The organism is Mesorhizobium sp. B2-8-1, assembly GCF_006440955.1.
Classification (GTDB): Bacteria; Pseudomonadota; Alphaproteobacteria; order Rhizobiales; family Rhizobiaceae; genus Mesorhizobium.
Window position 1 is genome coordinate 40,866 of sequence record NZ_VFTX01000011.1, and the last position, 24,496, is coordinate 65,361.

Sequence of the window (24,496 nt, forward strand, 5' to 3'; positions counted from 1 at the left end):
CGCCAGTGGCAGCTGTTAGCGCCGGTGGCAGCTTAGCGCCAGTGGCAGCGTCGCACTTTTTGGCGAATGACATGGCGGTTACCATGGCGCCAGACGACGCGCTTCTTGACCACGATCCGGCATACCTGATGAGGCCGGTGACCTTGCCAATGCCTGGCCATCGCCGGCTCCGGCGTGATGACGGCCATCGATCCGGCCAACACCGTCGCACCAGTCAGGCTTAGAAAGAACTTCTTCATCCGAATTCGGGCTCCTCTGCTCAAGTCCCTTCCTGGAGCGGTTCAGCTTCAGGGAATCGCCGCCCCGCTCCGATTTTTTACACAATCCCGGGTAGAAACCGCTAGCGCTTTCCGGGAATTGTTCTAATACCGCGGGCGCGACAACCTCCCGCCGGATGCGACACCGCATTGAACAACAACACTGAAAATCGTAGATGGTCGCGGGGCGGCGCCAGTTGGAACCTTGACAGCGGTTAAATCTCTGTTTAACAGCGCTCCCAACACCGGGCCGCAACGCCCGGTGGTTTGTTTTGCATGCGCAAGACCTCGACGGAAACCAGTCTGTTTTCCAAGGTCTTGTTTGAACTGACGTGTCCCGTGGGTTTTTCGCCGCGTTGCGTGGAAAAACCCTGTCAGGTCTCGAAAACGGAGGCCAGAGGAGGGCGCGTTTCCTTCACCCGGACCATGAGGCTCCGGGTTATGTTGTTTTGAAAGGGAATGCGATGAGCAAGCGCGAATCCGCGAAGTACAAGATCGACCGCCGTCTCGGCGAAAACATCTGGGGCCGCCCGAAGTCCCCGGTCAACAAGCGTGAATACGGCCCCGGCCAGCACGGCCAGCGCCGCAAGGGCAAGCTTTCCGATTTCGGCCTGCAGCTGCGCGCCAAGCAGAAGCTGAAAGGCCACTATGGCGACGTTTCGGAAAAGCAGTTCCGCAAGGTCTATGAAGAGGCCGATCGCCGCAAGGGCGACACCTCGGAGAACCTGATCGGCCTGCTCGAGTCGCGTCTGGACGCGGTCGTCTATCGCGCCAAGTTCGTTCCGACCATTTTCGCCGCCCGCCAGTTCGTCAACCACGGCCATGTCAACGTCAACGGCAAGCGCGTCAACATCGGCTCGTACCGCTGCAAGCCGGGCGACGTCGTCGAAGTGCGTGAAAAGTCGAAGCAGCTGGTGATCGTCCTGGAATCGGTCGGCCTCGCCGAGCGCGACGTGCCGGACTACATCGAAGCCGATCACAACAAGATGACCGCGACCTTCTCGCGCATCCCGGGCCTGGCGGACGTTCCGTTCGCCGTCCAGATGGAACCGAACCTCGTCGTCGAATTCTATTCGCGTTAAGCGAAGGCTTTTTGCGAGACCGGAAGGGGCCGCCCATCGAGGCGGCCTTTTCTTTGTCGGCCATGTCCGCTAATCCGGGCGGCAACGAAGCTCCGAACGTTCGTTGCTCCAGGATTTGGAACCGACGCCATGAACATGCTGCCAGACGCTCAATCGCTTGAGCAGGCCGCCGACATCGAAGGCGGTTTTCACCCGCTGTTCGCCGATGTGCCGTCTTCGGTCGAGTTCAACAAATTGCGCAAGCGGCTGCTGCGGCTGACCCGCCAGGCGATCGAGGATTTTTCGATGGTCAGGCCAGGCGAGCGCTGGCTGGTGGCCCTGTCGGGCGGCAAGGATTCCTACGGCCTGCTTGCCATGCTGCTGGACCTCAAATGGCGCGGCCTGCTGCCGGTGGAGCTGCTGGCCTGCAATCTCGACCAGGGCCAGCCGAACTTTCCCAAGCACATCCTGCCCGATTACCTCAATGCCCACGGCATTGCACACCGCATCGAATACCAGGACACCTACTCCGTCGTCACCGACAAGCTGCCGCAGGGCAGCACCTATTGCTCGCTCTGTTCACGCCTGCGGCGTGGTCATCTCTATCGCGTAGCCCGAGAGGAGGGGTGCTCGGCGCTGGTGCTCGGCCATCATCGCGAGGACATTCTCGAAACCTTCTTCATGAACCTGTTCCACGGCGGCCGTCTCGCCGCCATGCCGCCAAAGCTGCTCAACGACGAGGGCGACGTCATGGTGCTGCGGCCGCTGAGCTATTGCGCCGAAATCGATCTGGAAAAGCTCGCCGCGGCGATGCGGTTCCCGATCATCCCTTGCGATCTCTGCGGCAGCCAGGAAGGTCTCCAGCGCAACGCCATGAAGGCCATGCTCGACGATATCGAAAAGCGCATGCCCGGGCGCAAGGACACGATGCTGCGTGCGTTGTCCAACACCAGGCCGTCGCATCTGCTCGACAGGAAACTGTTCGATTTCGCCGCACTCGATGAAACGCTCTCCAGCAGGCAAGACATTTCCGATGACATTTGACGATACCGCGATCGACTGGCTGGCCAGCACCCTGGCCGAAGCAGCCGAAGCCGAAATCATGCCGCGCTTTCGCCGGTTGGGCGGCGGCGACGTCCGCCAGAAGACGTCGGCCGCCGACCTGGTGACGGAAGCCGACGTCAGTGCCGAGCGGCTGATCACCGCCAAGCTGCGTGAGCGCTACCCAACGGCCATGATTGTCGGCGAGGAAGCCTGTTCCGACAATCCGGCGCTGCTCGACGGTCTTGGCGATGCCGATCTGGCTTTCACCATCGACCCGGTGGACGGCACTTTCAATTTCGCTTCCGGCGTGCCGTTGTTCGGCGTCATGCTGGGTGTCGTGGTCCGGGGTGAGACCGTCGCAGGCATCATCCACGATCCGGTCGGCAAGGACTGGCTGATCGGCGCCAGGGGCGCCGGCAGCCATATCAGGCACGCGCATGGCAACCTGGAAAAAGTGCGTGTCGCGGCGCCCGTGCCGATCTCGGGAATGACCGGCTCCGTCTCCTGGCAGTACATGGCCGAACCAGAGCGGTCGCGGCTGGCGCGCAACCAGACGAAAATCCTGTCGCAATTCGCCTATCGCTGCGCCGCGCATGAATATCGCCTGCTGGCCAGCGGCCATGCCCATTTCGTCGTCTACAACAAGCTGATGCCGTGGGACCATCTGCCCGGTGTCCTGATTCATGCCGAGGCCGGCGGCCACGCCGCGCGTTTCGACGCCAGTGCCTACCTACCGTCGCATGTCGGCGGCGGCCTGCTTGTCGCACCCGACCGGGAAAGCTGGCGCGAGTTGCGCAGCGAACTCTGGGCGCAATAGCCGGCTGCCAATTCGATTACCCAGCCGAGCGCCGCAAAGGCGACAATTCAATGCAGATCGGCAATGTGCCCCGAGACGGGTTGATTCTGCGGCTGGAACATCTTGCCGCGTTCGGCGATGAAGATCATCAGCAGGGCTGCGACCGAGACGCTGCAGAAGCCGGCGGCCAATGGCGTCACCGTGCCGTTGAAAGCCTGGCCGATCAGCGTGCCGAGAATGCCGCCGAGAAACGTCTGCATGAAGCCCAGGATGGACGAGGCCGTGCCGGCCAGCTGACCAAGCGGCTCCATAGCCAAGGCATTGAAATTCGCGCCGAGCGCACCGAAAGGGAGCATGGCGCAGGCAAAGAAGGTGACGAACAGCCAGAGCGGCATCTTCATTTCCAGCGAAACGACCAGCCAGGCCAGGCTGATGACCAGAAACAACAGCAGCGCGCTCTGCGACAGGCGGCGCATGCCGATGCGGCCGACAAGACGCGAGTTCAGATAGTTGGAGAAGGCGAGCACGCCGGCAACGCCGGCAAAGATGACCGGAAACAATTCGCCGACATTGAATATGTCGACATAAATCTGCTGCGCCGAGGCGATGAAGCCGAACATGGCGCCGAAGATGAACGTACTGGCGAAGGCATAGCAGATCGCGACGCGGTTGGTCAGCACGATGCGGAACCCGCCGACAATGGCATTGACGGTCAATGGCCGGCGATATTCCGGATGTAGCGTCTCGGGCAGGCGCAGCAGCGACCAGGCCGAGACGACAAGCGCGCCGACGGCCATGGTGACGAAGATCAAATGCCAGGTCGCGAACAGCATGATGAACTGGCCGATGCCGGGAGCAATCACCGGGATCGCCATGAACACCATGAAGATCAGCGACATCACCTCGGCCATGCGCCGGCCATCGAACGTGTCGCGCACGATCGAGACGGCGATGACGCGGGTCGCGGCCGCACCGATGCCTTGCACGGCCCGGCAAAGTAGAAGCGTTTCAAAGCTTGGCGATATGGCGGCCGCGGCGGCCGCCGCCACATAAATGATCAGGCCGGCGACAAGCGGCGCACGGCGCCCGAATCGGTCCGAGAGCGGTCCGAAAAACAGCTGTCCGCCGCCAAAACCCAGAATATAGGCGGTGATGACATATTGCCGGTGGTTTTCGTTCTCGACGCCAAGCGAGGCGCCGATCTGCTGCAGCGCCGGCAGCATGATGTCGATGGCCAACGAATTGAGCGCCATCAGCGCTGCGCACAGCGCGATGAACTCCCAGCGCGGAATGGGCAATTTGCTTGCCGATTGCGGTGCTGACGTCTGCTGGTCCACGGCAAGTCCGATCTCTCAAACGAAAACGCGCCGGTGGCCCGGCGCATTGGCTCGTCCTGGTCCGGGTCCCGGACGCAAAATTGCCGAGGCGGGGCTGCCCCGTGCTCAGGGCATGTCGACGGCGACATGCCCAACCGAAATCAGGCGGCGCCTTTGACGCTCACGCCCTTCTCGACAAGGAATGTCTGCAACTCGCCCGCCTGGAACATTTCGCGCACGATGTCGCAGCCACCGACGAATTCGCCCTTGACGTAGAGCTGAGGGATCGTCGGCCAGTTGGAGTATTCCTTGATGCCCTGGCGCAGCTCGGCCGAATCCAGCACGTTCACGCCTTTGTAGTCGGCGCCGATATAGTCGAGGATCTGGACAACCTGGCCGGAAAATCCGCATTGCGGGAAACCGGGCGTGCCCTTCATGAAAAGCACGACGTCGTTGCCCTTCACCTCGTTGTCAATGTAGTCGTTGATGCCGCTCATGGAATATCCTTTCCCGCCTGTGGGAGTCAGGCTCGAAGCTTTTCCTTCAGATAAACCCATAGGTTGCCCGAAACAAGACTTTAGCGGCGTCGTGGCCTGAATGGCGCAAAAGATGCGGCGTTTTGGGCCAAGCGACTTTGGCGTTGGAAGCCCCTAGTCCGGCACGCTCGTCTGCAGCGCCAGCGCGTGCAGCACGCCGCCCATATTGCCCTTCAGCGCGTCATAGACCATCTGGTGCTGCTGCACGCGGCTTTTTCCGCGAAAGCTCTCGGCCACGACTTCGGCCGCATAGTGATCGCCGTCGCCGGCAAGGTCACGGATGGTCACCCTGGCATCCGGGATGCCCTCCTTGATCAGTTTTTCGATGTCGCGGGCATCCATTGCCATGGCAAGTTCCTGTTTTCGGGCGGGCTGCGGCATGGCTGCCCGTGCGATGAGAGTCGGAGTGAACCTAAAGCCTTTCCGGCCGGGATTGAAGCCGTTCCGTCCAGCCCCAGCGCGATTGTGGCTCACGACGCGTCCTCGCTCTGACCGCCGGCGTCGTCTGCGGGGTCGTCCTCGGGCGTCGAGAAGGTCCGCCCAAGGCTGAAGGTCAGCACATAGAGGGGAAGGTTGATCGCCAGGTTGGCAATCGGCAGGTAGGCGGTCATCCGCCAGACGGGCGAGAAGAACGGCTGGCCGTAGCCATCGCAGGCCAGCGAGGAGCCATACTCCCACAGTGCCCCCAATGCGGCCGCAACGGCGAAAAGTTTTATGCAGGTGAAGATGTGCCTTGTCCGTGCCCGGTCCGGCAGAAGCCGGCTCCAAAGCACCAGGCAGACAAGCGGAACTGCATAGAAAAGGTTTTGCAGGCCAAGCATCGGAAGCGTGTCGTTGGCCGCGGCGAGGAACTCCGCGCGTGTTTCCAACCGGGCACAGACCTCGCTCGATGTCGTCGACAGCAGGAAAAAGACGAACGGGCCGAGAAACCAGAAGAAGAACAGCGATGGCCAGAAGACGACTGTAAGCAGTGCCCGGACGGCCAGTTTCCTGTGGTTGAGCATGATCTTTTCCGAAAAAAATCGGTTCCCACTTTTCGGGATCACGCTCTGCTCAAATGGCCTGATCCATGAAGCGCGGGAACCAGCCTTCGTGCGCGGCGGTCAATTCGCCGAGCGGGATCGCCCGTGCCTCGCCGAGTTTCAGCGTGTCGCCGCCGGTCGAGCCGATCCAGGGCGCGAAAATGGCGAGTTCGCTTTGCTGTTTGCGGATCGCGTCCCAGTCCTTACTGTCTGGATCGATTGACACCGTCAGGAGATAGCGGCCCTGGTCCTCGCCGAACCAAACCGGAATAGGATCGGTGCCGGCCAGTCCGGGGACGGTCGCGCCGATGCCTGATGCCATCGCCATCTCGGCCAGCGCGACCGCAATGCCGCCGTCGGAAACGTCGTGAGCCGCGGTGACGATGCCGGACGCGATGAGGGCGCGCACATGGTCGCCGACACGCTTTTCATGGTCGAGGTCGACCGGCGGCGGCGGGCCGTCGCTGCGGCCGTGGATGTCGCGCAAGTAGACCGATTGGCCGAGATGCGTGCCCCATGAGGCCGGCGCGCCGACCAGCAGGATCATCTGGCCTTGCGCAGCGAAGCCGGCCCGCACCATCTTCGACCAGTCGGCGATCAGCCCAACGCCGCCGATGGTCGGCGTCGGCAGGATGCCCTGGCCATTGGTTTCGTTGTAGAGCGAGACATTGCCCGAAACGATCGGGAAGCCGAGCGCGCGGCAGGCATCGCCAATGCCCTTCACCGCGCCGACCAACTGACCCATGATCTCCGGCCGTTCCGGATTGCCGAAATTGAGATTGTCGGTGGCGGCCAGCGGCAGCGCGCCGGTGGCGGTCAGGTTGCGCCAGCATTCGGCCACCGCCTGCTTGCCGCCCTCATAGGGATCGGCCTCGCAATAGCGCGGCGTCACGTCCGACGAGAAAGCCAGCGCTTTGGTCGGATGGCCTTCGACCCGCACCACGCCGGCATCGCCACCGGGAAGCTGCAGCGAATTGCCCTGGATCAGCGTGTCGTACTGTTCCCACACCCAGCGGCGCGACGACAGGTCAGGGCCGCCGAGCAGCTTCAGCAGTGCGTCGGCGACATCGGCCTGCGGAATGTCATTGGCCGCAAGCGGCGCCGGCTTCTTCGGCTCGATCCACGGACGGTCATATTCCGGTGCCTTGTCGCCGAGATCCTTGATCGGCAGGTCCGCAACCTGATCACCCTGATGCAGGACGCGAAAGCGCAGATCGTCGGTCGTCTTGCCGACAATGGCGAAGTCGAGCCCCCATTTGTGGAAGATCGCCTCGGCCTCCTTTTCCTTTTCGGGGCGCAGCACCATCAGCATGCGCTCCTGGCTTTCCGACAGCATCATCTCGTAGGCGCTCATGCGCTCCTCGCGCACCGGAACCTTGTCGAGCTCGAGCTCGATGCCGAGATCCCCCTTGGCGCCCATCTCGACCGCCGAGCAGGTAAGGCCGGCAGCACCCATGTCCTGGATAGCGATGACCGCACCGGACGCCATCAGTTCGAGACATGCTTCAAGCAGGCACTTTTCGGTGAAGGGATCGCCGACCTGCACGGTCGGGCGCTTCTCGTCGATCTTGTCGTCGAATTCGGCCGAGGCCATGGTGGCGCCGCCGACGCCGTCGCGACCGGTCTTGGCGCCGAGATAGACGACCGGCAGGCCGACGCCCTTGGCCTCCGACAGGAAAATCGCGTCCGTCTTGGCAAGACCCGCGGCAAAAGCGTTGACCAGGATATTGCCGTTGTAGCGGGCGTCGAAATTGACCTCGCCGCCGACCGTCGGCACGCCGAAGGAGTTGCCGTAGCCGCCGACGCCGGAAACCACTCCCGCCACCAGGTGCTTGGTCTTGGGATGATCGGGAGCACCGAAGCGCAAGGCGTTCATCGCCGCGATCGGCCGCGCGCCCATGGTGAAGACATCGCGCAATATGCCGCCGACGCCTGTCGCCGCCCCTTGGTAGGGCTCGATAAAGGAGGGGTGGTTGTGGCTCTCCATCTTGAAGACGACGCAGTCGCCGTCGCCGATATCGACCACGCCGGCATTCTCGCCCGGTCCCTGGATGACCCGCGGGCCGGTCGTCGGCAGCGTGCGCAGCCATTTCTTCGAGGATTTATACGAGCAATGCTCGTTCCACATCGCCGAGAAGATGCCAAGTTCGGTGAAGCTCGGCTCGCGCCCGACGAGGTCGAGGATGCGCTGGTATTCGTCTGGCTTCAGCCCGTGCGCGGCAATGAGCTCGGGCGTGATCGGCACGGAATTGGAAATGGTCATGGGCGGCGGTTTTTATCCGTGGGAGCTTGGGATTTTGAGTCTCCTCTTATCGCAAGCTTTGCGGCCGATACACCCATGGACCGACGAAAAGTGGCTGAATCCGGAGAAAGCCACGGCGCCTTGAACGCGCGTCCCACCGGACCGGACTCAACCGATGCGCCTCGGGTCTTGCCTGGAGGCATCCTGAACCGCCGGCGCTCCAAGGCGATGCGGATCAGGAAAAACTGTCGTAGCCGGCGCGGCCTTCGTCGAGGAGCCTCCGGATCGCCGCAACGCCGTCCGCGATGTCCTTGCGCTGCCTCGGCTGCGAAATGCCGAAGCGCACACCGTGGAAGACCTGCTCGGAACGGCCCGCCTTGAACTCGTCTTCGTCGTCGATCAGCACGCCGTGCTCGAGGCAGGCGTTCTTGAACGTGCCGGAAAGCCAGGGGTCGGGCAAGGTCAGCCAGACAAAGGGTATATTGTCCCGCGACTTGAATTCGAAGCCGGCCAAAGTCTCGCGCACGATGGCGGTGCGGGCGTTGATTTCGGCGATGGCGCGTTTGCGTATGTCCGCGGCCTGGCCCGACAGCACCAGCCGGGCATTCACCTCGGCCAGCAGGAAAGGCATGCCGCCGGTCATCATCTTATGGGCAACACGGATGCGATGGCGATAAGCAGGCGGGCAGGAAAGCCAGCCGCCGCGAACGCCGGCCGCTACCGATTTCGACAGGCCGCCTGCGACGATGGTGCGCTCGGGTGCATAGTCGGCCAGCATTGGCGTCGGATCTTCGGTCAGGCCGCCGTAAAGATCGTCCTCGATAATGACGACATTGTATTCACGCGCGATCCGCGCGATTGCCTCACGTCGCGCTGCCGGCAGGATCGCCAGCGTCGGATTCTGCACCGTAGGCATCAGAAAGATCATCTTCGGATGCTTTTGCGCGCAGACGCGCTCGAAATCGTCGGGGTCGAGACCCTGATGGTCCGATGCCACCAGCGCCGTGCGACGACCGATCAGGCCGGCGCTGCGCGAAATCTGCGAATAGGTCAGGTGCTCGAAGGCGACGTAATCGCCGGGCGTGGTCAGTGCGGCGATCGCCGCCATGACAGCGGCATGGGTACCGAGCGTCGGCACGATCGTATCGGCGCTCGGTCGAAACGAGTTGCGCGACAGCCAACTGGCGCCGGCCTCGAACCAGCGCTCGGGAAAATCCCGCGTGTAGCTCGAAATCTCATGCGCATGATCCGAAGCCGTGCGCGACAGCACTTCGGTGACGATGGCGCCCTGGCCGACATCGGGCGCCGCGGTGCTGTCGAAGCGCAGCTTGCCGCGCGGCGCATCGATGTCGCGCGTGCCTTGCGCGTCCGGCGCTATGAAGTCGGGCCTCGCGTTCTGCCGGCCGAGGACATAGGTGCCGCGCCCGACCTCGCCGCTGACCAGCCCGCGCTCGCGCAGCAATTGATAGGCCCTGCCGACCGTGCCGACGGTTGCGCCGATGTCATAGGCGAGATCCCGCTGCGGTGGCAGCTTTGCCCCGGCGTCGATCACGCCGCGGTCGATATCTGACTCAATGCTGTCAGCAAGGCGCTGATAAAGCGGGCCGGAGCTGGCCGTGAGGTCGGGAAGCCAATTTGTCATGGTGACAATTTTGTATATTGCGTCGAACGATGAGTCAATTCACATGCGTTGTGTGGAATAAAAGAGTGCAATTTGCAGCTTTGGTAGAGCGAAGATGGATACAATCGAGACAATCAGCCAGACAACCGCAGGATTGTTCGCCGCGCGACCTGTGGACCGCGGCGGCTTTGTCAGCCGCATCGTGCGTATGGTCAAATCGCTGGGGCGCTGGATCGACGGCCTGCTGGAGCGCAGGCGCAGCCGGCTCGCCTTGCTGGACATGACCGACGACCAGTTGAAGGACATCGGCATTTCCCGCTGCGACGCCCATCGCGAAGGGATCAGGCCATTCTGGGAATGAACAGGCGCGATGCTGTGTTCAATCCTGCTGGCGTGGCTGCACAACTGGCGCCCTGATCCGCGACAGGCCGCGGTCCGCAAGCACGGCGCCAACGCACAGCGCCAGGAAAAGGGCGGTGATGGCCAGCGAGGCGATGGCGACGCTGGCGATGCCGTACCTGGCGACATCGAGGAACGGGTAGGGCACTTCGCCTGTTATGGACGCCCCCGCCAGCGCATAGGCCAGATAGGCGAGCGGATAGAGCATCCACCAGGAAACGTCTCGCCATCGCGTCTTGCCGTCGGCACCGGCGGCCAGCCACCACAGCACGAACAGTGCAGGCGTCACATAGTGCAGCAGCACGTCGCACAGCAGGAACAGGCCCTGCGGCTGCCAGAGGCGTGCCAGCACGGTGGCGTAGACCATGAAGACCACGGTGATGGCGACGGCGACGCCTGCCCGCATCCGCGCTCCGGCAAAGGCCGGAAACCAGGCATGGCCGGCGGGCGACAGCAGCGACGCATGGACGAGCACCGCACCGATGTTGGTCAGGATGGTAAAGAAGCTGAAGTAGAAGACGACCGAACCGATCAGGCCGCGGCCGGCTTCCATCGAGGCCGGAACGGTGATCGAGAACTGCAGGAAAAGACCGGCCAGCCCTGCGACCAGACCCGCGACCTGCAGCAGCCGGCCCATCTTACGCGGCGGCGGCGCAGGCCGGATTCCCGGCCTGCCAGCGGGCGATGTCGGAGCCGATGCGCGCGCCGAGCGGCTCGGCCATCAGCGGACCGAACACGTCTACACGGCTCGAATTGCCTTGCGCCTGCACCACCAGCAGCGGCTTGCCGCCATAATGCTTGGCCGGCACCAGCAGGAAGCGCGGCGTGCCGCTGAACGAATTCAGCTCATTGGCCATCTGGTAGGATTTGAAGGCCGGGTCCTTGCTGGCGATCCAGCATTTGTGGGCGGAGATCGCCACCTGTTCCATGGCCAGCAGCGCCGCGCTCTTGCCGGAAGGCGGCGGAGCGCTCTTCGGACCCGACTGGCAGGATGCCAGCGCAAGGCCGGCGGCAGCCAGGAGAGCAAAGCGAGCAATCGTCAGTCTCATCGTCAGGCCGCCCCCAGGTTCTGAAAGAATTTCGGAAGATATCAGGCGGCGATGCCGAGCGCGCCTTCGAACAACGCCCGGCCGTCATTGCCGCCATGTGCCGCTTCGATCAGGTTCTCGGGATGAGGCATCAGGCCCAGCACATTGCCCTGGCTGCTGATGATGCCGGCGATGTCGTTGATCGAGCCGTTGGGGTTGGTGCCGTCCGCATAGCGGAACACCACCTGGCCTTCGCCTTCCAGGCGTGCAAGCGTCTCGGCATCGGCGAAGTAGTTGCCGTCGTGATGCGCCACCGGCGAACGGATGATCTGGCCCGGCTGGTAGCGGCGGGTGAACATGGTGTTGGCGTTGGCGATCTCGAGCTTCACCTGCCGGCAGACGAATTTGAGCGAGGAGTTGCGCATGAGCGCTCCCGGCAGCAGGCCGGCCTCGACCAGGATCTGGAAACCGTTGCAGACGCCGATGACCATGACGCCTTTGGCCGCCTTTTCAGCAACCGCCCGCATCACCGGCCTGCGCGCCGCGATCGCGCCGCAGCGCAGGTAGTCGCCGAAGGAGAAGCCGCCGGGAATGGCGATCAGGTCGACATCCGGGATTTCGGTGTCGGTCTGCCAGACCGTGGCTGGCGCCTTACCGGAAATCTTGGTCAGCGCCGCGATCATATCGCGGTCGCGGTTAAGGCCAGGCAGGAGGACGACGGCTGATTTCATTTTGGTTCGTAAGGCCTCTGGTTTCGGCAAGTTGGGGCACCCGTGCCTCCGGCACAACCTCAGGTAAGCGTCACACTATAGTTCTCAATCACCGTATTCGCCAGCAGTCTGTCACACATGGCCTTGAGATCGGCCTCGGCCTTGGCCTTGTCGGTCCCGGCGAGCTCGACGTCGAACACCTTGCCCTGCCGCACCGAGCCGATGCCGTCAAAACCTAGCCCCGACAGCGCATGCTCGATCGCCTTGCCTTGCGGGTCCAGCACGCCGTTCTTGAGGGTTACGGTGATACGGGCTTTCATCGATGCTCCTGAATGATCGGTATCGGTCTGCGCCGGACCTGCCGTTTCCGGCAAGCCCGTTGCTGGCAATTAGTGCTTCATGCCCTTCGGCGGCTCGCTCGACGCGACGAGCACCGGTCCGGTTGGACGCGGCGGCTCGTTCTCGTTCATGATACCGAGACGGCGGGCGACTTCCTGGTAGGCCTCCACGAGGCCGCCCATGTCGCGGCGGAAACGGTCCTTGTCGAGCTTGTCCTGCGTCGCCACGTCCCACAGCCGGCAGGAATCGGGCGAGATCTCGTCGGCGACGACGATGCGCATCATGTCGCCCTCGAACAGGCGTCCGCATTCGATCTTGAAATCGACGAGCTGGATGCCGACGCCCATGAACAGGCCGGACAGGAAGTCGTTGACGCGAATGGCCAGCGCCATGACGTCGTCGATTTCCTGCGGGCTCGCCCAGCCGAAGGCCGTGATGTGCTCTTCAGAGACCATCGGGTCGTCGAGCGCATCGGCCTTGTAATAGAATTCGATGATCGAGCGGGGCAGGACCGTGCCCTCCTCGATGCCAAGGCGCTTGGACAGCGAACCGGCGGCGACATTGCGCACCACCACTTCGAGCGGGATGATCTCGACCTCCTTGATCAGCTGCTCGCGCATGTTGAGCCGGCGGATGAAGTGGGTCGGAATGCCCATCCGGTTGAGATGATTGAAGATGTGCTCGGAAATGCGATTGTTAAGCACGCCCTTGCCATCGACGACTTCGTGTTTTTTCTTGTTGAACGCGGTTGCGTCATCCTTGAAGAACTGGATCAGCGTCCCGGGCTCAGGGCCTTCATAAAGTATCTTGGCCTTGCCTTCATAAATGCGGCGGCGATTTTTCATTTGATTTTTCTCTGGATTTGCGGGCAGGCGGCAAGCGACCAGTTCCTGTCCGTCTGCCTAAATTAGTGTGGCGACGGTGGCGTTCAATGCCGGTGTCTATCGTAATCGCCTTGTTTGCTCAATCGGCAAATCCTTTCAATCAACTGCTTTCGGGACCGAAATGCCGCAGCGCAGCAAGCCACGAAGCGTATTGACCGGCCGCCAGCCTTTTGGTTTGTGCTTCGCCATCACATATTCATCAATGCCAGCGAATCGATTTCCATCGGAGGGACGCCATGAGCAACATGAAGGATCGCGAAGAGGGTTTTGAGCGCAAATTCGTGTTCGACGAGGAGCTTCGGTTCAAGGCGTCGGCGCGCCGCAACAAGGCTCTCGGCCTGTGGGCCGCGGAAAAGCTCGGGAAATCCGGCGCCGAGGCCGGTGCCTACGCCAAGGAAGTGGTTGTTTCCGATATCGAGGAAGCCGGCGATCACGACGTCTTCCGCAAGATCCGCAAGGATTTCGACGCTGCCGGCGTCAGCCAGTCGGACCATCAGATCCGCCGCACCATGGACGAATTGATGGCGCAGGCCATCGAGCAGATCAAGAACACCTGATCCGGCCGAAGCAGGTTCCGCAAAAATGTCCCACAATTTTGCGACGGAACCTGCGGCAAAAGAATGACTGGACCAATCGACCGCCCGGCCCAGCCGGGCGGTTTTTCTTTGCGTTTCCCGTCGTTTCCGGCTGAAACTGCGATCCTTAGCGAGGAAAGAGCCGATGTCCCTGAAATCCCGCCTTGCGGCCGATGAAACGCTGGTCACCGCATGGTCAGGCGTGCCGGACGCGCTGACCGTCGAAATCCTTGCCAGGCAGGGCTTCGATGCGGTCACGCTCGACATGCAGCATGGCGGCCATCATGAAGACAGCGTGTTGCGCGGCCTGGCGCCCGTGCTTGCCACCGGCAAGCCGGCATTGGTGCGTATTCCCGTCGGCCGTTTCGACATGGCCAGCCGGGCGCTCGATTTCGGCGCCGAGGCGGTGATTGCGCCGATGGTCAACTCGGTGGCGGATGCAAAACTGTTCGCTGCGGCGATGAAATACCCGCCGGTGGGCGAGCGCTCCTGGGGCCCCACCTATGCCTTCCCACGCCATGGCAAGGGTGATCATGCCGAATGGCTGCGCGACAGCAACCAGCGCACCATGGCCTTCGCCATGGTCGAGACGCGGGCGGCGCTCGATGCGCTGGACGGCATCCTCGATACACCCGGTATCGACGGCATTTTCCTGGGGCCATCGGACTTCTCGATTGCCTGGTCGAACGGCACGACCGTCAATTCGACGCTCGAAAGCATGATGGAAACGGTGGGTTCGATCGCCGAGCGTACCCGCAAGGCCGGCAAACATGCGGCGATCTACGTCATCGAACCGGCCATCGCCGGCCGCGTCGTGGCGATGGGCTACCGCCTGCTGGCCACAGGGTCCGAGCACGCGCTGATTTCACTAGGGGCGAAGACGCTGTTGAAAGGCATCAAGGATTCGATCGGCGGCTGAGAGCCGCGATCCGGTCGGGGTCGTCAGGCCTTCAGTTCGGTGAGAAATTTGGCGAAGGTCATCGAACCTTCGGGCCATGGGCCGAAGCCTGAATCGGTGTTGAGGTGACCGGCTTCACCGGCATCGATGAACAGAGATCCCCAGGCGCCGGCAATGTCCTCGGCGACGTGGAAGGCGCAGAACGGATCGTTGCGGCTGGCAATCACCATGGACGGGAAGGGCAACGGCTCGCGCGAGTAGGGGCCGAACGTCATCAGGTGCCTTGGCCGTACCTCCGGATTGGCGACATCGGGCGGCGCCACGAAGAATGCGCCGGCGACCGGCTTGCGAAACTGCGGGACGGCTTGCACCGCCGCGGCAACGCCAAGGGAATGCGCGACGAGGACGACGGGCTTCTCGGCTTCATTGACCGCTTTTGCCACGCTCGCCGTCCAGTCATCGCGCACGGGCTTCGACCATTCCGCCTGCTCGACGCGCCGCGCGGTCGACAGCTTTGACTGCCAGCGGGTCTGCCAGTGCTCGGGTCCGGAGTTAGTGTAGCCCGGGATGATGAGAATATCTGCGTCTTTGACTTTCATGGCGCTGAGATAGCGAGCGTGATTGCCTCATGCAACCGTCGATGGACGCGCTCCTGCTTGCAATGGTGAACACCATGTTCGCTTTTCGCTGTCTTGTGTGAACGATCACGATCGCCGATTTGTCCTCTGGAAAGAAACAGCCGTGAAGGACCGCATTTGGTGCTGACACGATGTACAATGATCGCCGGCGCCGGGCTCCTGACCTCGGGGTTTATGCCAAAGCGTCGCCGCAACGGAGACAATCATGAGCGAACTGCCCTTTGCCGCCACCACGCCGGTGAGCGTTGCCCGGGTCGGGCTGAAGGCGCGCGACGCCGAAAGCCTAGCGGCCTACTATCGCGCTGTTGTCGGCTTGCAGGAATTGAGCCGCGCCGATGGCGCGATCACCCTGGGCGCCGCCAACCGTCCGCTGTTGGTGCTGGAGCCGGACGCCTCGGCCAAGCCTGACGATCCGCGCAGCGCCGGCCTGTTCCACACGGCTTTCCTGCTGCCCAGCCGTGCCGATCTCGGCCGCTGGATCAACCACGCCATATCAGACAAGATCGCCATAGAGGGCGCTTCGGACCATCTGGTCAGCGAAGCGCTGTACCTCACCGATCCCGAGGGCAACGGGATCGAGATCTATGCCGATCGCCGTCCGCAGGACTGGACGTGGAACGGCGACAAGATCGCGATGGCGACCGAACGGCTGAACATTCCTTCGGTCGTCGCCGAAGTGCCGGCGGGCGACGCGGGCTGGCAGGGAGCGCCTGAAAACAGCATTGTCGGCCACGTCCACCTGCGCGTCGGCCGGCCGGAAGAGGCGGAAGCCTGGTGGAACCAGGAATTCGGCTTCGACACGGTGGCGAAGTATGGCGGCCAGGCTGTGTTCCTGTCGTCAGGCCACTACCATCATCATATCGGCGCCAATGCGTGGCAGAGCGCCGGCGCCGGCCGCCGCGATCCGACCCGGTCAGGCCTTGCCTGGGTCGAGATGCGGTCCGACAACGTGGCCAGTGAAACGACCCGCGAAGATCCGTGGGGCACGGTGATCAGGACCGTTCCCGGCAAAGCGTGATCGGCAGTTACGTCCTGCGGTACCTTCTCCTCGTAGCGACGGGGAGAAGGAAAGCCCCTCAGGCCTCTCCGAACACCCGCCGGAAGATCGTGTCGACATGCTTGGTGTGGTAGCCCAGGTCGAATTTCTCGCGGATCTCGGCTTCCGGCAAGACGGCGGTGACGTCATTGTCGGCCAGTAGTTCTTCAAGAAAATCAGCGCCTTGCTCCCACACCTTCATGGCATTGCGCTGCACCAGCCGGTAGGCATCCTCACGGGAGACGCCGGCTTGCGTCAATGCCAGCAGCACGCGCTGTGAATGCACCAGGCCGCGGAACTTGTTCATGTTCTTCAGCATGTTGTCGGGATAGACGAGCAGTTTGTCGATGACGCTGGTCAGCCGCGCCAGCGCGAAATCCAGCGTCACCGTCGCATCCGGCCCGATCATGCGCTCGACGGAGGAATGCGAAATGTCGCGCTCGTGCCAGAGCGCCACATTCTCCATCGCCGGCAGCGCGAAGGAGCGCACCATGCGGGCAAGGCCGGTTAGGTTCTCGGTCAACACCGGGTTGCGCTTGTGCGGCATCGCCGACGAACCTTTCTGGCCAGGCGAAAAATACTCTTCGGCTTCCAGCACCTCGGTGCGCTGCAGATGCCGGATCTCGATCGCCAGCCGCTCCACCGACGATGCGATGACGCCGAGCGTGGCAAAGAACATGGCATGGCGGTCGCGCGGGATCACCTGCGTCGATACCGGCTCCGGCTTCAACCCGAGCTTTGCCGCGACATGCTCTTCGACATAAGGCTCGATATTGGCGAAGGTGCCGACCGCTCCCGAAATGGCGCAGGTGGCTATGTCCTCGCGAGCATGCACGAGCCGCTCGCGGCAGCGCGAAAATTCGGCATAGGCTTGCGCCAGCTTGACGCCGAAGGTGGTCGGCTCGGCATGGATGCCGTGGCTGCGGCCGATGGTGACGGTATCCTTGTGCTCGAAGGCGCGGCGTTTCAGCGCCGCAAGCAGCGCGTCGATGTCGGCCAGCAGCATGTCGCTGGCACGCGTGAGCTGCACCGCGAAACACGTGTCGAGAACGTCCGAGGATGTCATGCCCTGATGGATGAAGCGGGCGTCGGGTCCGACGAATTCCGCGAGATGGGTGAGAAAAGCGATGACGTCGTGCTTGGTGACGCGCTCGATCTCGTCGATCGCATCGACGTCGAACTTCGCGGCATTGCCTTTTTCCCAGATGGTCCTCGCCGCCTGTTTCGGGATGACGCCGAGTTCGGCCAGCGCGTCGCAGGCATGAGCCTCGATCTCGAACCAGATGCGGAACCGGGTTTCGGGCGACCATATGGCCACCATTTCCGGCCGGGAGTAGCGAGGGATCATCGGTCAGTCCTGACGTGTCGAGAAATTTGCCCGCGTCCTAACAGAGGCGGACAAAATGCTCAACGCCGCCGCCGCGCAAACCAGAGGCTGGCGGCAAACAAGGCGAGGAACCCGATCGGGAAATAGAGCCTGATGCCCAGCACCACGAACTGGTAGAGCGCCACCGCCATCGTGAAGACGAACTGAAGCCCCCAGGTGAGGGTGAAGGTAGGTGCATGCCATGCGGCATAGTAGGACCGGTATTGCAGGGCATACAGCCCGGCGGTCAGGCCGATCGTCGCGGCGGCGAGACCCACGAATGCCGCCGCGAAGGCGACTTCCCAGCTCCTTCCGCGCGAGACCAGCCGTGCCGCGAACAGGCCAACAGGAAAGGCCAGAGCGCCGCCGCCTGCAAACAGCAGCGTCACGGTGCGGATTTTATCTGGCGTCACCCAACTTTCCAGCAACAGGTTGAGGAGCGCGCTGGCGCCCATCGTGGCGGCCCAAAGCAGCGCGCCGAGCAGCGCCGTGCCCGGCGTTGGTATGGCGCCGCGGAGGCGGCCCAGGGCGCGATGACGCCTGGCGGGGTGGACGAGCGGTGTCACGGGCGGCCGGTCACCGCGATCCAGCGATAGTCCGGGCCTTCGAAGCCATATTGGCGCACCGCGATCAGCACCGCATAGGCGCTGGGATTGTCCATCGAAAATGTCTGCACGGCTCCGATGCGGTAGCCGCTCGGGCAACCCCGGCTCTTGGGGATCGATTTGTCCTCGTGCAACAGCTTCGTCGTACCGCCGGCTTGCGCCTCGACGCGCAGCAGCCGAAAGCCATTGATCTCACCCTGGCTCTCGCAGCCCTTAGTCTCGTTCATGCCGATCTCGTCCAGCCGGAACTCGAGCGGCTGGTCGACTGGCGAGAAGATCGGACGCGGATTGACCGCCATCCGATGCGGGTCGGCGGACATCTCCGTTACCGGGTTGAAGCCTGCGGTGATGCCCTTGTTCGCGGCCAACTCCGCCTGGCTGACGACCGCTTCGCCCTTCTCGCGGGCCTGAATACGAGCCGCCGTCAACGTGGCGTTCTCGTCGTCGAGCCGGACGCGAATAGGCGTTCCCTGGAGAAAGCTGTCGTTGCTGGTGTCGATATAATAGCGATTGGCGTAGGGAAATCCCGATCCATCCTGCACGCCATATTCTTCGAACGCGAAGATGCCGCCGTCCTTGGTGAAGCCCAGGATTTCAAGCTCGGCGACATCCCCGGCCCGGGCGGCGACGACTGCGCAAAACTGCGCAAGCAGGCAAACGGCAAACAGAAGAAGGTTTTGCATGAGGTTTTCCGCCGGCCAACGATATCGCCATTCCCTATCACGACAAGATACCGGCGTCGCGCTGCCCGATAAAGCAAGCGCCATGCATCCAATCGCGGCCTCGTCTGTTATTGTCGGCAGTCCCAATGGAGAACCACCATGACCGACACCAGCAAAATTCGTGAGCATATGGAAGTGATCGGTGCCGATGGCGTTCATGTCGGCACGGTCGACAAAGTCGAGGGGCAGCGGATCAAGCTGACCAAGTCCGACAGCGGTATGGGCACGCATAAGGGGCACCATCATTTCATTCCCCTGAGCCTTGTCGCGGAGGTCGAGGGAAAGAAGGTCTGGCTGTCGGCGAATTCCGACGTCGCGGTCACTTTCGAGGAAGAAAAGTCCGACCCCACCTGATCGCGTATAAGTCAGCGCGAAGACCAGACCGGAAACAGATCGCCCTCGGCGGGCGTCGCGGCGAAAACGCCGCGCGTGATGGCGCGCGCCATCGTGGCGCCTGCCGCGGCATAAAGGTCGATTGCCGCGTCGGCTTCGAGCCGGATACCGCTCCTGCCGGTCGCCAGCGCGAAGACCAGATCGCCATCGGCCGGCGTGTGCGTCGGCCATATGGCCCGCACGAAACCGTCATGCGCTGACATGGCCAGGCGCTTTGCGGCGGCCTTGGTGAGAACGGCATCGGTGGCGATAACGGCGATGGTGGTGTTGCCGCCGGCATCCGCCTTGCCCGTGAACGTCTTGTCGCGAAACTTCAAGAGGATGCTTTTGGCGTCGTCCGGCATTGGCGAGGGATAGCCAAGCCCGCCGAATTCATCGCCGATCTCGAACGGAGCCGCCCAGAAATGGCGGCTTCGGCTGATGGTCACCGAGCCGATCGGATTGACCGCCGCCAGCGCGCCGATGGTGACGCCATTGTTAAGCAGCGTCGAAGCCGAGCCAAGCCCGCTCTTGAGACCGGAGGTCAGCGCGCCGGTGCCGGCGCCGGTCGTGCCGATCTGGAAATCCGAACCGGCGGCCTGCACCGTCTCGTAACCGAGGTCGCGGTATGGCGGATAGCGGCCCCAGTCCTTGTCGCCGCCATTGCGCAGGTCGAACAGGATCGCCGCCGGCACGATCGGCACGCGAAAGCCGCCGACCTCGAAGCCGATGCCACGCTCGCGCAGTGCTGCCTGTACGCCGGACGCTGCGTCGAGGCCGAAAGCCGACCCGCCCGACAGCACCACGGCATGGACCGTCTCAACCGAATTGTGGGGTTCGAGCAGGTCCGTCTCGCGCGTGCCCGGCGCACCGCCCAGGATCTGGACGCCGGCTACGGCCGGTTCGTCGCAAAGGACCGTCGTCACGCCGGATTTCAGTCGGGCATCGGAGGCATTGCCGACGCTGAGACCGGCGACATCGGTGATCAGGTTGCGCGGGCCGGTGCGAAACATCAGTTGCTTTCCAGCGGTACGAAGCGGGCGCCATCGAACCGGAAGACGCGGTACGGATTCCGGCTGAGGTCGCCCTTCGCATCAAAGCGCACCGGCCCGATCGCCGTGGTGAAATCATGCCCGATGAGCGCTTCCGCAAGGGGCCTGCCGGAGCTTGCCGCTTCCGCCATCGCCGCCTTGGCGGTTTCTACCGCCGCATAAGCCGGCAGCGTGTAGCCGTCCGGCACGATCTTTTGCGAGGCGAACGCCTTGAACACCTTGGGATCGGCGACATCGGCCCATTCGGGGGGAGCGATCATCAGTGTTCCCGTGGCATAGGGCACCGCTCCGGGCGGCGTGCGCAGGTTCTCGCCGCCGGCGAATACGATGCCGGCGTCGAGTTGCGCGGCGTCGCGACCCATGATGGCGATGTCGTCGCCGTCGCCACCGGCAAAGACATGGGTTGCGCCGGCCTTCTTTAGCCGGCCAATCAGACCGATCTGGTTGTCGAGCTGCGGCCGGAACGTATCGACGAACACCGGCTTCAGCGCCGCCTGTTCGGCCGCCGCCCGCAACGTCTCGGCGATCTCACGGCCGTAGATGGTGCCGTCATCGATGACGGCGAACAGTTCGTTCTGCCAAAGCCGGGTAAGGGTGTTGGCGACGGCATTGCGCTCGTCGTCGCCCCTCGGTCCGAGCCGGTAGACCGGCCAGCCGGTCTTGGGACGACGGTCAGTCAGGCTTTCGGTTCGCACGCCAACGGTGATGACGGCGATGCCTGCGTCCTTCAAGATCGGCATCGCCGCCTCGATCGCTTCCGTACAGAGAAATCCCACGACGACATTGACCTTGGCGGTCGCGAATTCCCGGGCTGCCGCGGCCCCCCCATCGGCCGTGCAGGCATCGTCGATGGTCTTGAGCTCGATGCCGTTCGCCTGGGCCGCCACTTCGGCGCCGGCTTCGATCTGCCTGCCAAGGATCGCCGAGGATCCGGAGAGCGGCGCGGCAACGCCGACGAGCAGCGTCTGGGCGTTGGCGGCGCCGGTTAGCAGCAGCCAGGCCAGCGCGGCAGATATCGTTGCCCCGGGTCGCATCCTGTCGAAGACTTCCTCCAAGCGAGCCCGGATGGTCCCGGCGCCACTCCCGCCAAGACCTAAAGGCTGCCCGGTCTTGGCGCAACACGCGAATTTCGGGATATGGGCCAAGCACTTCGCTTGTGGCATGTCATATCTAGCCATATATAGCGGTAGGGTTCAGGCTATGGAAAATCTCCGGTGTTGAAGAAGAACGACATAGGACCGCAGGCCTATCGCGACGCGATGAGCCATTTTGCCGGTCACGTCCATGTGGTGACCACCGACGGGCCGGCCGGCAAGCGTGGCGCGACGGTCATCGCCGCCTGTTCGGTTTCCGATACGCCGCCGACCATTTTGGTCTGCCTGAACCGTGAAAATCCCAAGAACGAGCCGTTCGTGAAAAACGGCAGGTTTGCCTTGAACACGCTTGCCTCGCACCAGGAGCCGCTGTCGATCGGCTTTTCCGGCATCACCGGCCTGCCGGTCGAGGAACGTTTCGCGCTCGGCGAGTGGGATGTGATCTCCACCGGCGCGCCGACCTTGAAGGGCGCGCTCGCCGTGTTCGACTGCGAACTGATCGACACCAAGGACCTGGCCACCCATCGTGTGCTTTTTGGCAAGGTGACAGGCCTGCGCATGGGCGATAATTTGCGGCCGCTGATCTATCACGCCCGCGGCTACCACGTTTTGGAAAGCGGGGCAGAGGCGTCCACGGAGAAGGAATGACCGAGCTAAAACCGCGCCCCGTGCCGCGGACGATCGACGAGACGCTCGATCTCTTGACCGGCGCGGACTACGTGGCGGACCGGTCGTTGGCCACCGTGCTTTTCCTGTCGCTGCGCATGAAGCGGCCGCTGTTCCTCGAGGGCGAGGCCGGCGTCGGCAAAACCGAGATCGCCAAGGTGTTGGCAGAGGCGCTCGGCCGCCGGCTGATCCGTCTGCAATGCTATGAAGGTCTCGACGTCTCGTCCGCCGTCTATGAGTGGAACTATGCCGCGCAGATGATCGAGATCCGCATGGAGGAGGCGGCCGGCAAGGTCGACCGCTCCGACATGGAGCGCAACGTTTTCTCGGAAAAATACCTGATACGCCGTCCGGTGCTCGATGCGCTGACCGGCAAGGCCGGCGCCGCCCCGGTTTTCCTGATTGACGAGCTCGACCGTACCGACGAGGCGTTCGAGGCGTTCCTGCTCGAGATCCTTTCCGATTTCCAGGTGACGGTGCCCGAACTCGGCACGATCAGGGCGGAGGAGCCGCCGATCGTCATCATCACCACCAACCGCACCCGCGAAATCCATGACGCGCTGAAGCGGCGCTGCCTCTATCACTGGGTCGATTATCCCAGCGCCGAGCGGGAGTTGGAGATTGTGCGCCGCAAGGTGCCGCAGGCGAACAGCCGGCTTTCGGCCGAGGTGGTCTCCTTCATTCAGAAGCTCCGCCAGATCGAATTGTTCAAGATGCCGGGCGTTGCCGAGACCATCGACTGGGCCGGCGCGTTGACCGAACTCGACAAGGTCGCGCTCGACCCGGAAACCGTCTCCGACACGATCGGCGTGCTGCTGAAATACCAGGACGACATTGCCCGCATCGGCGAGGGCGAAGGCCGGCGTATCCTCGACGAGGTGAAGGCCGAGCTTTCGGCGGCGGAGTAGGGCTCATGGCCATGCCTCGCGCGGAACCCAGGGAGGCGACTGTCGACGGTCACATCGCCGACAACATCGTCTATTTCGCCCGTGTCTTGCGCAAATCAGGCATGCGCGTCGGTCCGGCCTCGGTCAAGGATGCCATCGAGGCGGTACTTGCCGCCGGCATCGGCGCGCGCGACGATTTCTACTGGACGCTGCATGCCGTGCTGGTGTCGCGGCATGAGGACCATGCCATCTTTGACGAGGCCTTCCGGCTATTCTGGAAGTCGCGTGAGCTGATCGAAAAGATGCTGGCGATGCTATCGCCGGTGGCGCCCGATACCATGGAGAAGCAGAAGCCACGCGCGGCCGAAAGCCGTGTCAGCCAGGCCATGTTCGCAGGCCACAGCAGGAACCAGCCGGCGCAGGAAATCCCCGAGATCGAGGTCGACGCGCGCTTTACTTTCTCCGGCAACGAGGTGCTGAGGGCCAAGGATTTCGCTCAGATGAATGCCGCCGAGATGGCCGACGCCAGGAAAGCGATCGCCGAACTGCGGTTGCCCTTCGATATGGTGCGGACGCGCCGTTTCAAGGCCGATTCGCACGGTCGCCGCATCGATCCGCGTGCCATGATGCGCTCGGCCGCACGCACTGGGGGCGAACTGATCCTGCCGAAATTCCGCTCGCTCCGCGAAGTGTATCCGCCGTTGGTCGTGCTTGCCGACATTTCCGGTTCGATGAGCCAGTACACGCGCATCTTCCTGCATTTCCTGCATGCTCTGACGGAAAAGCGCCGGCGCGTGCACACTTTCGTTTTCGGCACCAGGCTCACCAATCTGAGCCGACAGATGCGCCATCGCGATCCCGACGCCGCCCTGGCCGACTGTTCCACCGCGGTCAAGGACTGGTCGGGCGGCACGCGCATCGGCGACACGCTGGCCGAGTTCAACCTGATATGGTCGCGGCGCGTGCTAGGACAGGGCGCGGTGGTGCTTTTGATCACCGACGGGCTGGAGCGAGACGAGGTCGACGGCCTGTCGGAGGAAATGGAGCGTCTGCACAAATCCTGCCGGCGGCTGATCTGGCTGAACCCCTTGCTGCGCTTCGACGGTTTCCAGGCGCGCGCCCGCGGCGTCAGGGCGATGCTGCCGCATGTCGATGAATTCCGTGCCGTGCACAATCTCGACGCGCTTGCCGATCTCTGCGCTTCGCTGGACCGGAAGCCTGGATATGCCGTCGATCCGCGGCGATGGATGGAGGGTGGCGCGAGGCGCGCCGCGTAGCCATATGCTGCTGAAGACACATATTTCCGGGAAAAACAGACCCTGAGAGAAGC

General features: G+C 63.1%; 29 protein-coding genes. 11 read left to right on the forward strand and 18 right to left on the reverse strand.

Annotated features, from left to right (window positions below; genetic code table 11):
* Positions 1-32 precede the first annotated feature (32 nt).
* Entirely contained in the window at positions 33-239 is a 207-nt protein-coding gene (locus FJ428_RS24495; RefSeq protein ID WP_140583357.1) for a hypothetical protein, read from the reverse strand.
* A 482-nt stretch (positions 240-721) separates the two neighbouring features.
* On the opposite strand from FJ428_RS24495, the gene rpsD reads away from it, so the two are divergent.
* From rpsD to FJ428_RS24510, 3 genes are all read left to right on the forward strand, one after another.
* Positions 722-1,339, forward strand: a complete 618-nt coding sequence (rpsD, locus tag FJ428_RS24500) for a 30S ribosomal protein S4 (protein ID WP_140493847.1) — start codon at positions 722-724, stop codon at positions 1,337-1,339.
* 129 nt (positions 1,340-1,468) lie between these two features.
* Positions 1,469-2,362, forward strand: coding sequence for a tRNA 2-thiocytidine(32) synthetase TtcA (ttcA, locus tag FJ428_RS24505; RefSeq protein WP_140493845.1), 894 nt, complete (start codon positions 1,469-1,471; stop codon positions 2,360-2,362).
* A complete protein-coding gene (locus FJ428_RS24510; RefSeq protein ID WP_140522050.1) occupies positions 2,352-3,179 on the forward strand; it encodes an inositol monophosphatase family protein in 828 nt (275 codons plus the stop codon). Before ttcA ends, FJ428_RS24510 begins: the two co-directional genes overlap by 11 nt.
* Positions 3,180-3,226: 47 nt before the next feature.
* On the opposite strand, the gene FJ428_RS24515 is transcribed toward FJ428_RS24510, so the two are convergent.
* From FJ428_RS24515 to FJ428_RS24540, 6 genes are all read right to left on the reverse strand, one after another.
* The gene (locus FJ428_RS24515; protein ID WP_140493841.1) at positions 3,227-4,495 is read right to left on the reverse strand and encodes a multidrug effflux MFS transporter; all 1,269 of its coding nucleotides are present in this window, start codon (positions 4,493-4,495) and stop codon (positions 3,227-3,229) included.
* 140 nt (positions 4,496-4,635) lie between these two features.
* Complete coding sequence (gene grxD / locus FJ428_RS24520; RefSeq protein WP_013532137.1) at positions 4,636-4,971, reverse strand: Grx4 family monothiol glutaredoxin; 336 nt, start codon at positions 4,969-4,971, stop codon at positions 4,636-4,638.
* Between the two features lie 153 nt (positions 4,972-5,124).
* Positions 5,125-5,358, reverse strand: coding sequence for a BolA family transcriptional regulator (locus FJ428_RS24525; protein ID WP_140493839.1), 234 nt, complete (start codon positions 5,356-5,358; stop codon positions 5,125-5,127).
* Between the two features lie 122 nt (positions 5,359-5,480).
* On the reverse strand, positions 5,481-6,014 hold the full coding sequence (locus FJ428_RS24530) for a hypothetical protein (protein ID WP_140583355.1): 534 nt from the start codon (positions 6,012-6,014) through the stop codon (positions 5,481-5,483).
* A gap of 49 nt (positions 6,015-6,063) precedes the next feature.
* Entirely contained in the window at positions 6,064-8,295 is a 2,232-nt protein-coding gene (purL, locus tag FJ428_RS24535; protein WP_140880394.1) for a phosphoribosylformylglycinamidine synthase subunit PurL, read from the reverse strand.
* 214 nt (positions 8,296-8,509) lie between these two features.
* Positions 8,510-9,916 (reverse strand): PLP-dependent aminotransferase family protein, encoded by a 1,407-nt coding sequence (locus tag FJ428_RS24540; RefSeq protein WP_140880395.1) that lies wholly within the window; start codon positions 9,914-9,916, stop codon positions 8,510-8,512.
* 94 nt (positions 9,917-10,010) lie between these two features.
* On the opposite strand from FJ428_RS24540, the gene FJ428_RS24545 reads away from it, so the two are divergent.
* Positions 10,011-10,256, forward strand: a complete 246-nt coding sequence (locus tag FJ428_RS24545; RefSeq protein WP_140493830.1) for a DUF1127 domain-containing protein — start codon at positions 10,011-10,013, stop codon at positions 10,254-10,256.
* An 18-nt stretch (positions 10,257-10,274) separates the two neighbouring features.
* On the opposite strand, the gene FJ428_RS24550 is transcribed toward FJ428_RS24545, so the two are convergent.
* The 5 genes from FJ428_RS24550 to purC form a co-directional block, all read right to left on the reverse strand.
* Positions 10,275-10,931: a Pr6Pr family membrane protein gene (locus FJ428_RS24550; protein WP_140671745.1), complete on the reverse strand. Its 657-nt coding sequence runs from the start codon at positions 10,929-10,931 to the stop codon at positions 10,275-10,277.
* Position 10,932: 1 nt separating this feature from the next.
* Entirely contained in the window at positions 10,933-11,343 is a 411-nt protein-coding gene (locus tag FJ428_RS24555; RefSeq protein WP_140517698.1) for a hypothetical protein, read from the reverse strand.
* A 41-nt stretch (positions 11,344-11,384) separates the two neighbouring features.
* Positions 11,385-12,053, reverse strand: a complete 669-nt coding sequence (gene purQ / locus FJ428_RS24560) for a phosphoribosylformylglycinamidine synthase subunit PurQ (protein WP_140656050.1) — start codon at positions 12,051-12,053, stop codon at positions 11,385-11,387.
* A 59-nt stretch (positions 12,054-12,112) separates the two neighbouring features.
* Positions 12,113-12,352, reverse strand: coding sequence for a phosphoribosylformylglycinamidine synthase subunit PurS (gene purS, locus FJ428_RS24565; RefSeq protein WP_140517697.1), 240 nt, complete (start codon positions 12,350-12,352; stop codon positions 12,113-12,115).
* A 69-nt stretch (positions 12,353-12,421) separates the two neighbouring features.
* Positions 12,422-13,216, reverse strand: a complete 795-nt coding sequence (gene purC / locus FJ428_RS24570) for a phosphoribosylaminoimidazolesuccinocarboxamide synthase (protein WP_127282327.1) — start codon at positions 13,214-13,216, stop codon at positions 12,422-12,424.
* A gap of 275 nt (positions 13,217-13,491) precedes the next feature.
* On the opposite strand from purC, the gene FJ428_RS24575 reads away from it, so the two are divergent.
* Both FJ428_RS24575 and FJ428_RS24580 read left to right on the forward strand, forming a co-directional pair.
* The gene (locus tag FJ428_RS24575; protein WP_140880396.1) at positions 13,492-13,812 is read left to right on the forward strand and encodes a DUF1476 domain-containing protein; all 321 of its coding nucleotides are present in this window, start codon (positions 13,492-13,494) and stop codon (positions 13,810-13,812) included.
* A gap of 163 nt (positions 13,813-13,975) precedes the next feature.
* Positions 13,976-14,749 (forward strand): HpcH/HpaI aldolase/citrate lyase family protein, encoded by a 774-nt coding sequence (locus FJ428_RS24580; protein ID WP_140493818.1) that lies wholly within the window; start codon positions 13,976-13,978, stop codon positions 14,747-14,749.
* A 23-nt stretch (positions 14,750-14,772) separates the two neighbouring features.
* On the opposite strand, the gene FJ428_RS24585 is transcribed toward FJ428_RS24580, so the two are convergent.
* The gene (locus FJ428_RS24585; RefSeq protein ID WP_140517696.1) at positions 14,773-15,327 is read right to left on the reverse strand and encodes an alpha/beta hydrolase; all 555 of its coding nucleotides are present in this window, start codon (positions 15,325-15,327) and stop codon (positions 14,773-14,775) included.
* A gap of 244 nt (positions 15,328-15,571) precedes the next feature.
* On the opposite strand from FJ428_RS24585, the gene FJ428_RS24590 reads away from it, so the two are divergent.
* Positions 15,572-16,384 (forward strand): VOC family protein, encoded by an 813-nt coding sequence (locus tag FJ428_RS24590; protein ID WP_140493814.1) that lies wholly within the window; start codon positions 15,572-15,574, stop codon positions 16,382-16,384.
* A 58-nt stretch (positions 16,385-16,442) separates the two neighbouring features.
* Here the strand turns inward: FJ428_RS24590 and purB are convergent, their stop codons facing one another.
* From purB to FJ428_RS24605, 3 genes are read right to left on the reverse strand one after another with little or no spacing between them, the layout of a single operon-like run.
* Positions 16,443-17,750: an adenylosuccinate lyase gene (purB, locus tag FJ428_RS24595; protein ID WP_140762381.1), complete on the reverse strand. Its 1,308-nt coding sequence runs from the start codon at positions 17,748-17,750 to the stop codon at positions 16,443-16,445.
* Positions 17,751-17,809: 59 nt separating this feature from the next.
* Positions 17,810-18,334, reverse strand: coding sequence for a hypothetical protein (locus FJ428_RS24600; protein WP_224519150.1), 525 nt, complete (start codon positions 18,332-18,334; stop codon positions 17,810-17,812).
* A complete protein-coding gene (locus FJ428_RS24605) occupies positions 18,331-19,056 on the reverse strand; it encodes a DUF2259 domain-containing protein (protein ID WP_140880397.1) in 726 nt (241 codons plus the stop codon). The genes FJ428_RS24600 and FJ428_RS24605 overlap by 4 nt, the downstream gene beginning before the upstream one ends.
* A gap of 138 nt (positions 19,057-19,194) precedes the next feature.
* On the opposite strand from FJ428_RS24605, the gene FJ428_RS24610 reads away from it, so the two are divergent.
* On the forward strand, positions 19,195-19,449 hold the full coding sequence (locus tag FJ428_RS24610) for a DUF2171 domain-containing protein (RefSeq protein ID WP_140493808.1): 255 nt from the start codon (positions 19,195-19,197) through the stop codon (positions 19,447-19,449).
* Positions 19,450-19,460: 11 nt separating this feature from the next.
* Here FJ428_RS24610 and FJ428_RS24615 read toward each other — a convergent pair whose 3' ends face one another.
* Positions 19,461-20,480, reverse strand: a complete 1,020-nt coding sequence (locus FJ428_RS24615) for a P1 family peptidase (protein WP_140880398.1) — start codon at positions 20,478-20,480, stop codon at positions 19,461-19,463.
* Positions 20,480-21,553 (reverse strand): branched-chain amino acid ABC transporter substrate-binding protein, encoded by a 1,074-nt coding sequence (locus FJ428_RS24620; RefSeq protein WP_140522069.1) that lies wholly within the window; start codon positions 21,551-21,553, stop codon positions 20,480-20,482. The genes FJ428_RS24615 and FJ428_RS24620 overlap by 1 nt, the downstream gene beginning before the upstream one ends.
* A 180-nt stretch (positions 21,554-21,733) precedes the next feature.
* Between FJ428_RS24620 and FJ428_RS24625 the strand changes: the two genes are divergently transcribed.
* From FJ428_RS24625 to FJ428_RS24635, 3 genes are read left to right on the forward strand one after another with little or no spacing between them, the layout of a single operon-like run.
* Positions 21,734-22,261: a flavin reductase gene (locus FJ428_RS24625; protein WP_140493802.1), complete on the forward strand. Its 528-nt coding sequence runs from the start codon at positions 21,734-21,736 to the stop codon at positions 22,259-22,261.
* A complete protein-coding gene (locus tag FJ428_RS24630) occupies positions 22,258-23,187 on the forward strand; it encodes a MoxR family ATPase (protein ID WP_140493800.1) in 930 nt (309 codons plus the stop codon). The genes FJ428_RS24625 and FJ428_RS24630 overlap by 4 nt, the downstream gene beginning before the upstream one ends.
* 11 nt (positions 23,188-23,198) lie before the next feature.
* A complete protein-coding gene (locus FJ428_RS24635; RefSeq protein ID WP_140880453.1) occupies positions 23,199-24,443 on the forward strand; it encodes a VWA domain-containing protein in 1,245 nt (414 codons plus the stop codon).
* The last annotated feature ends 53 nt before the right edge of the window (positions 24,444-24,496 follow it).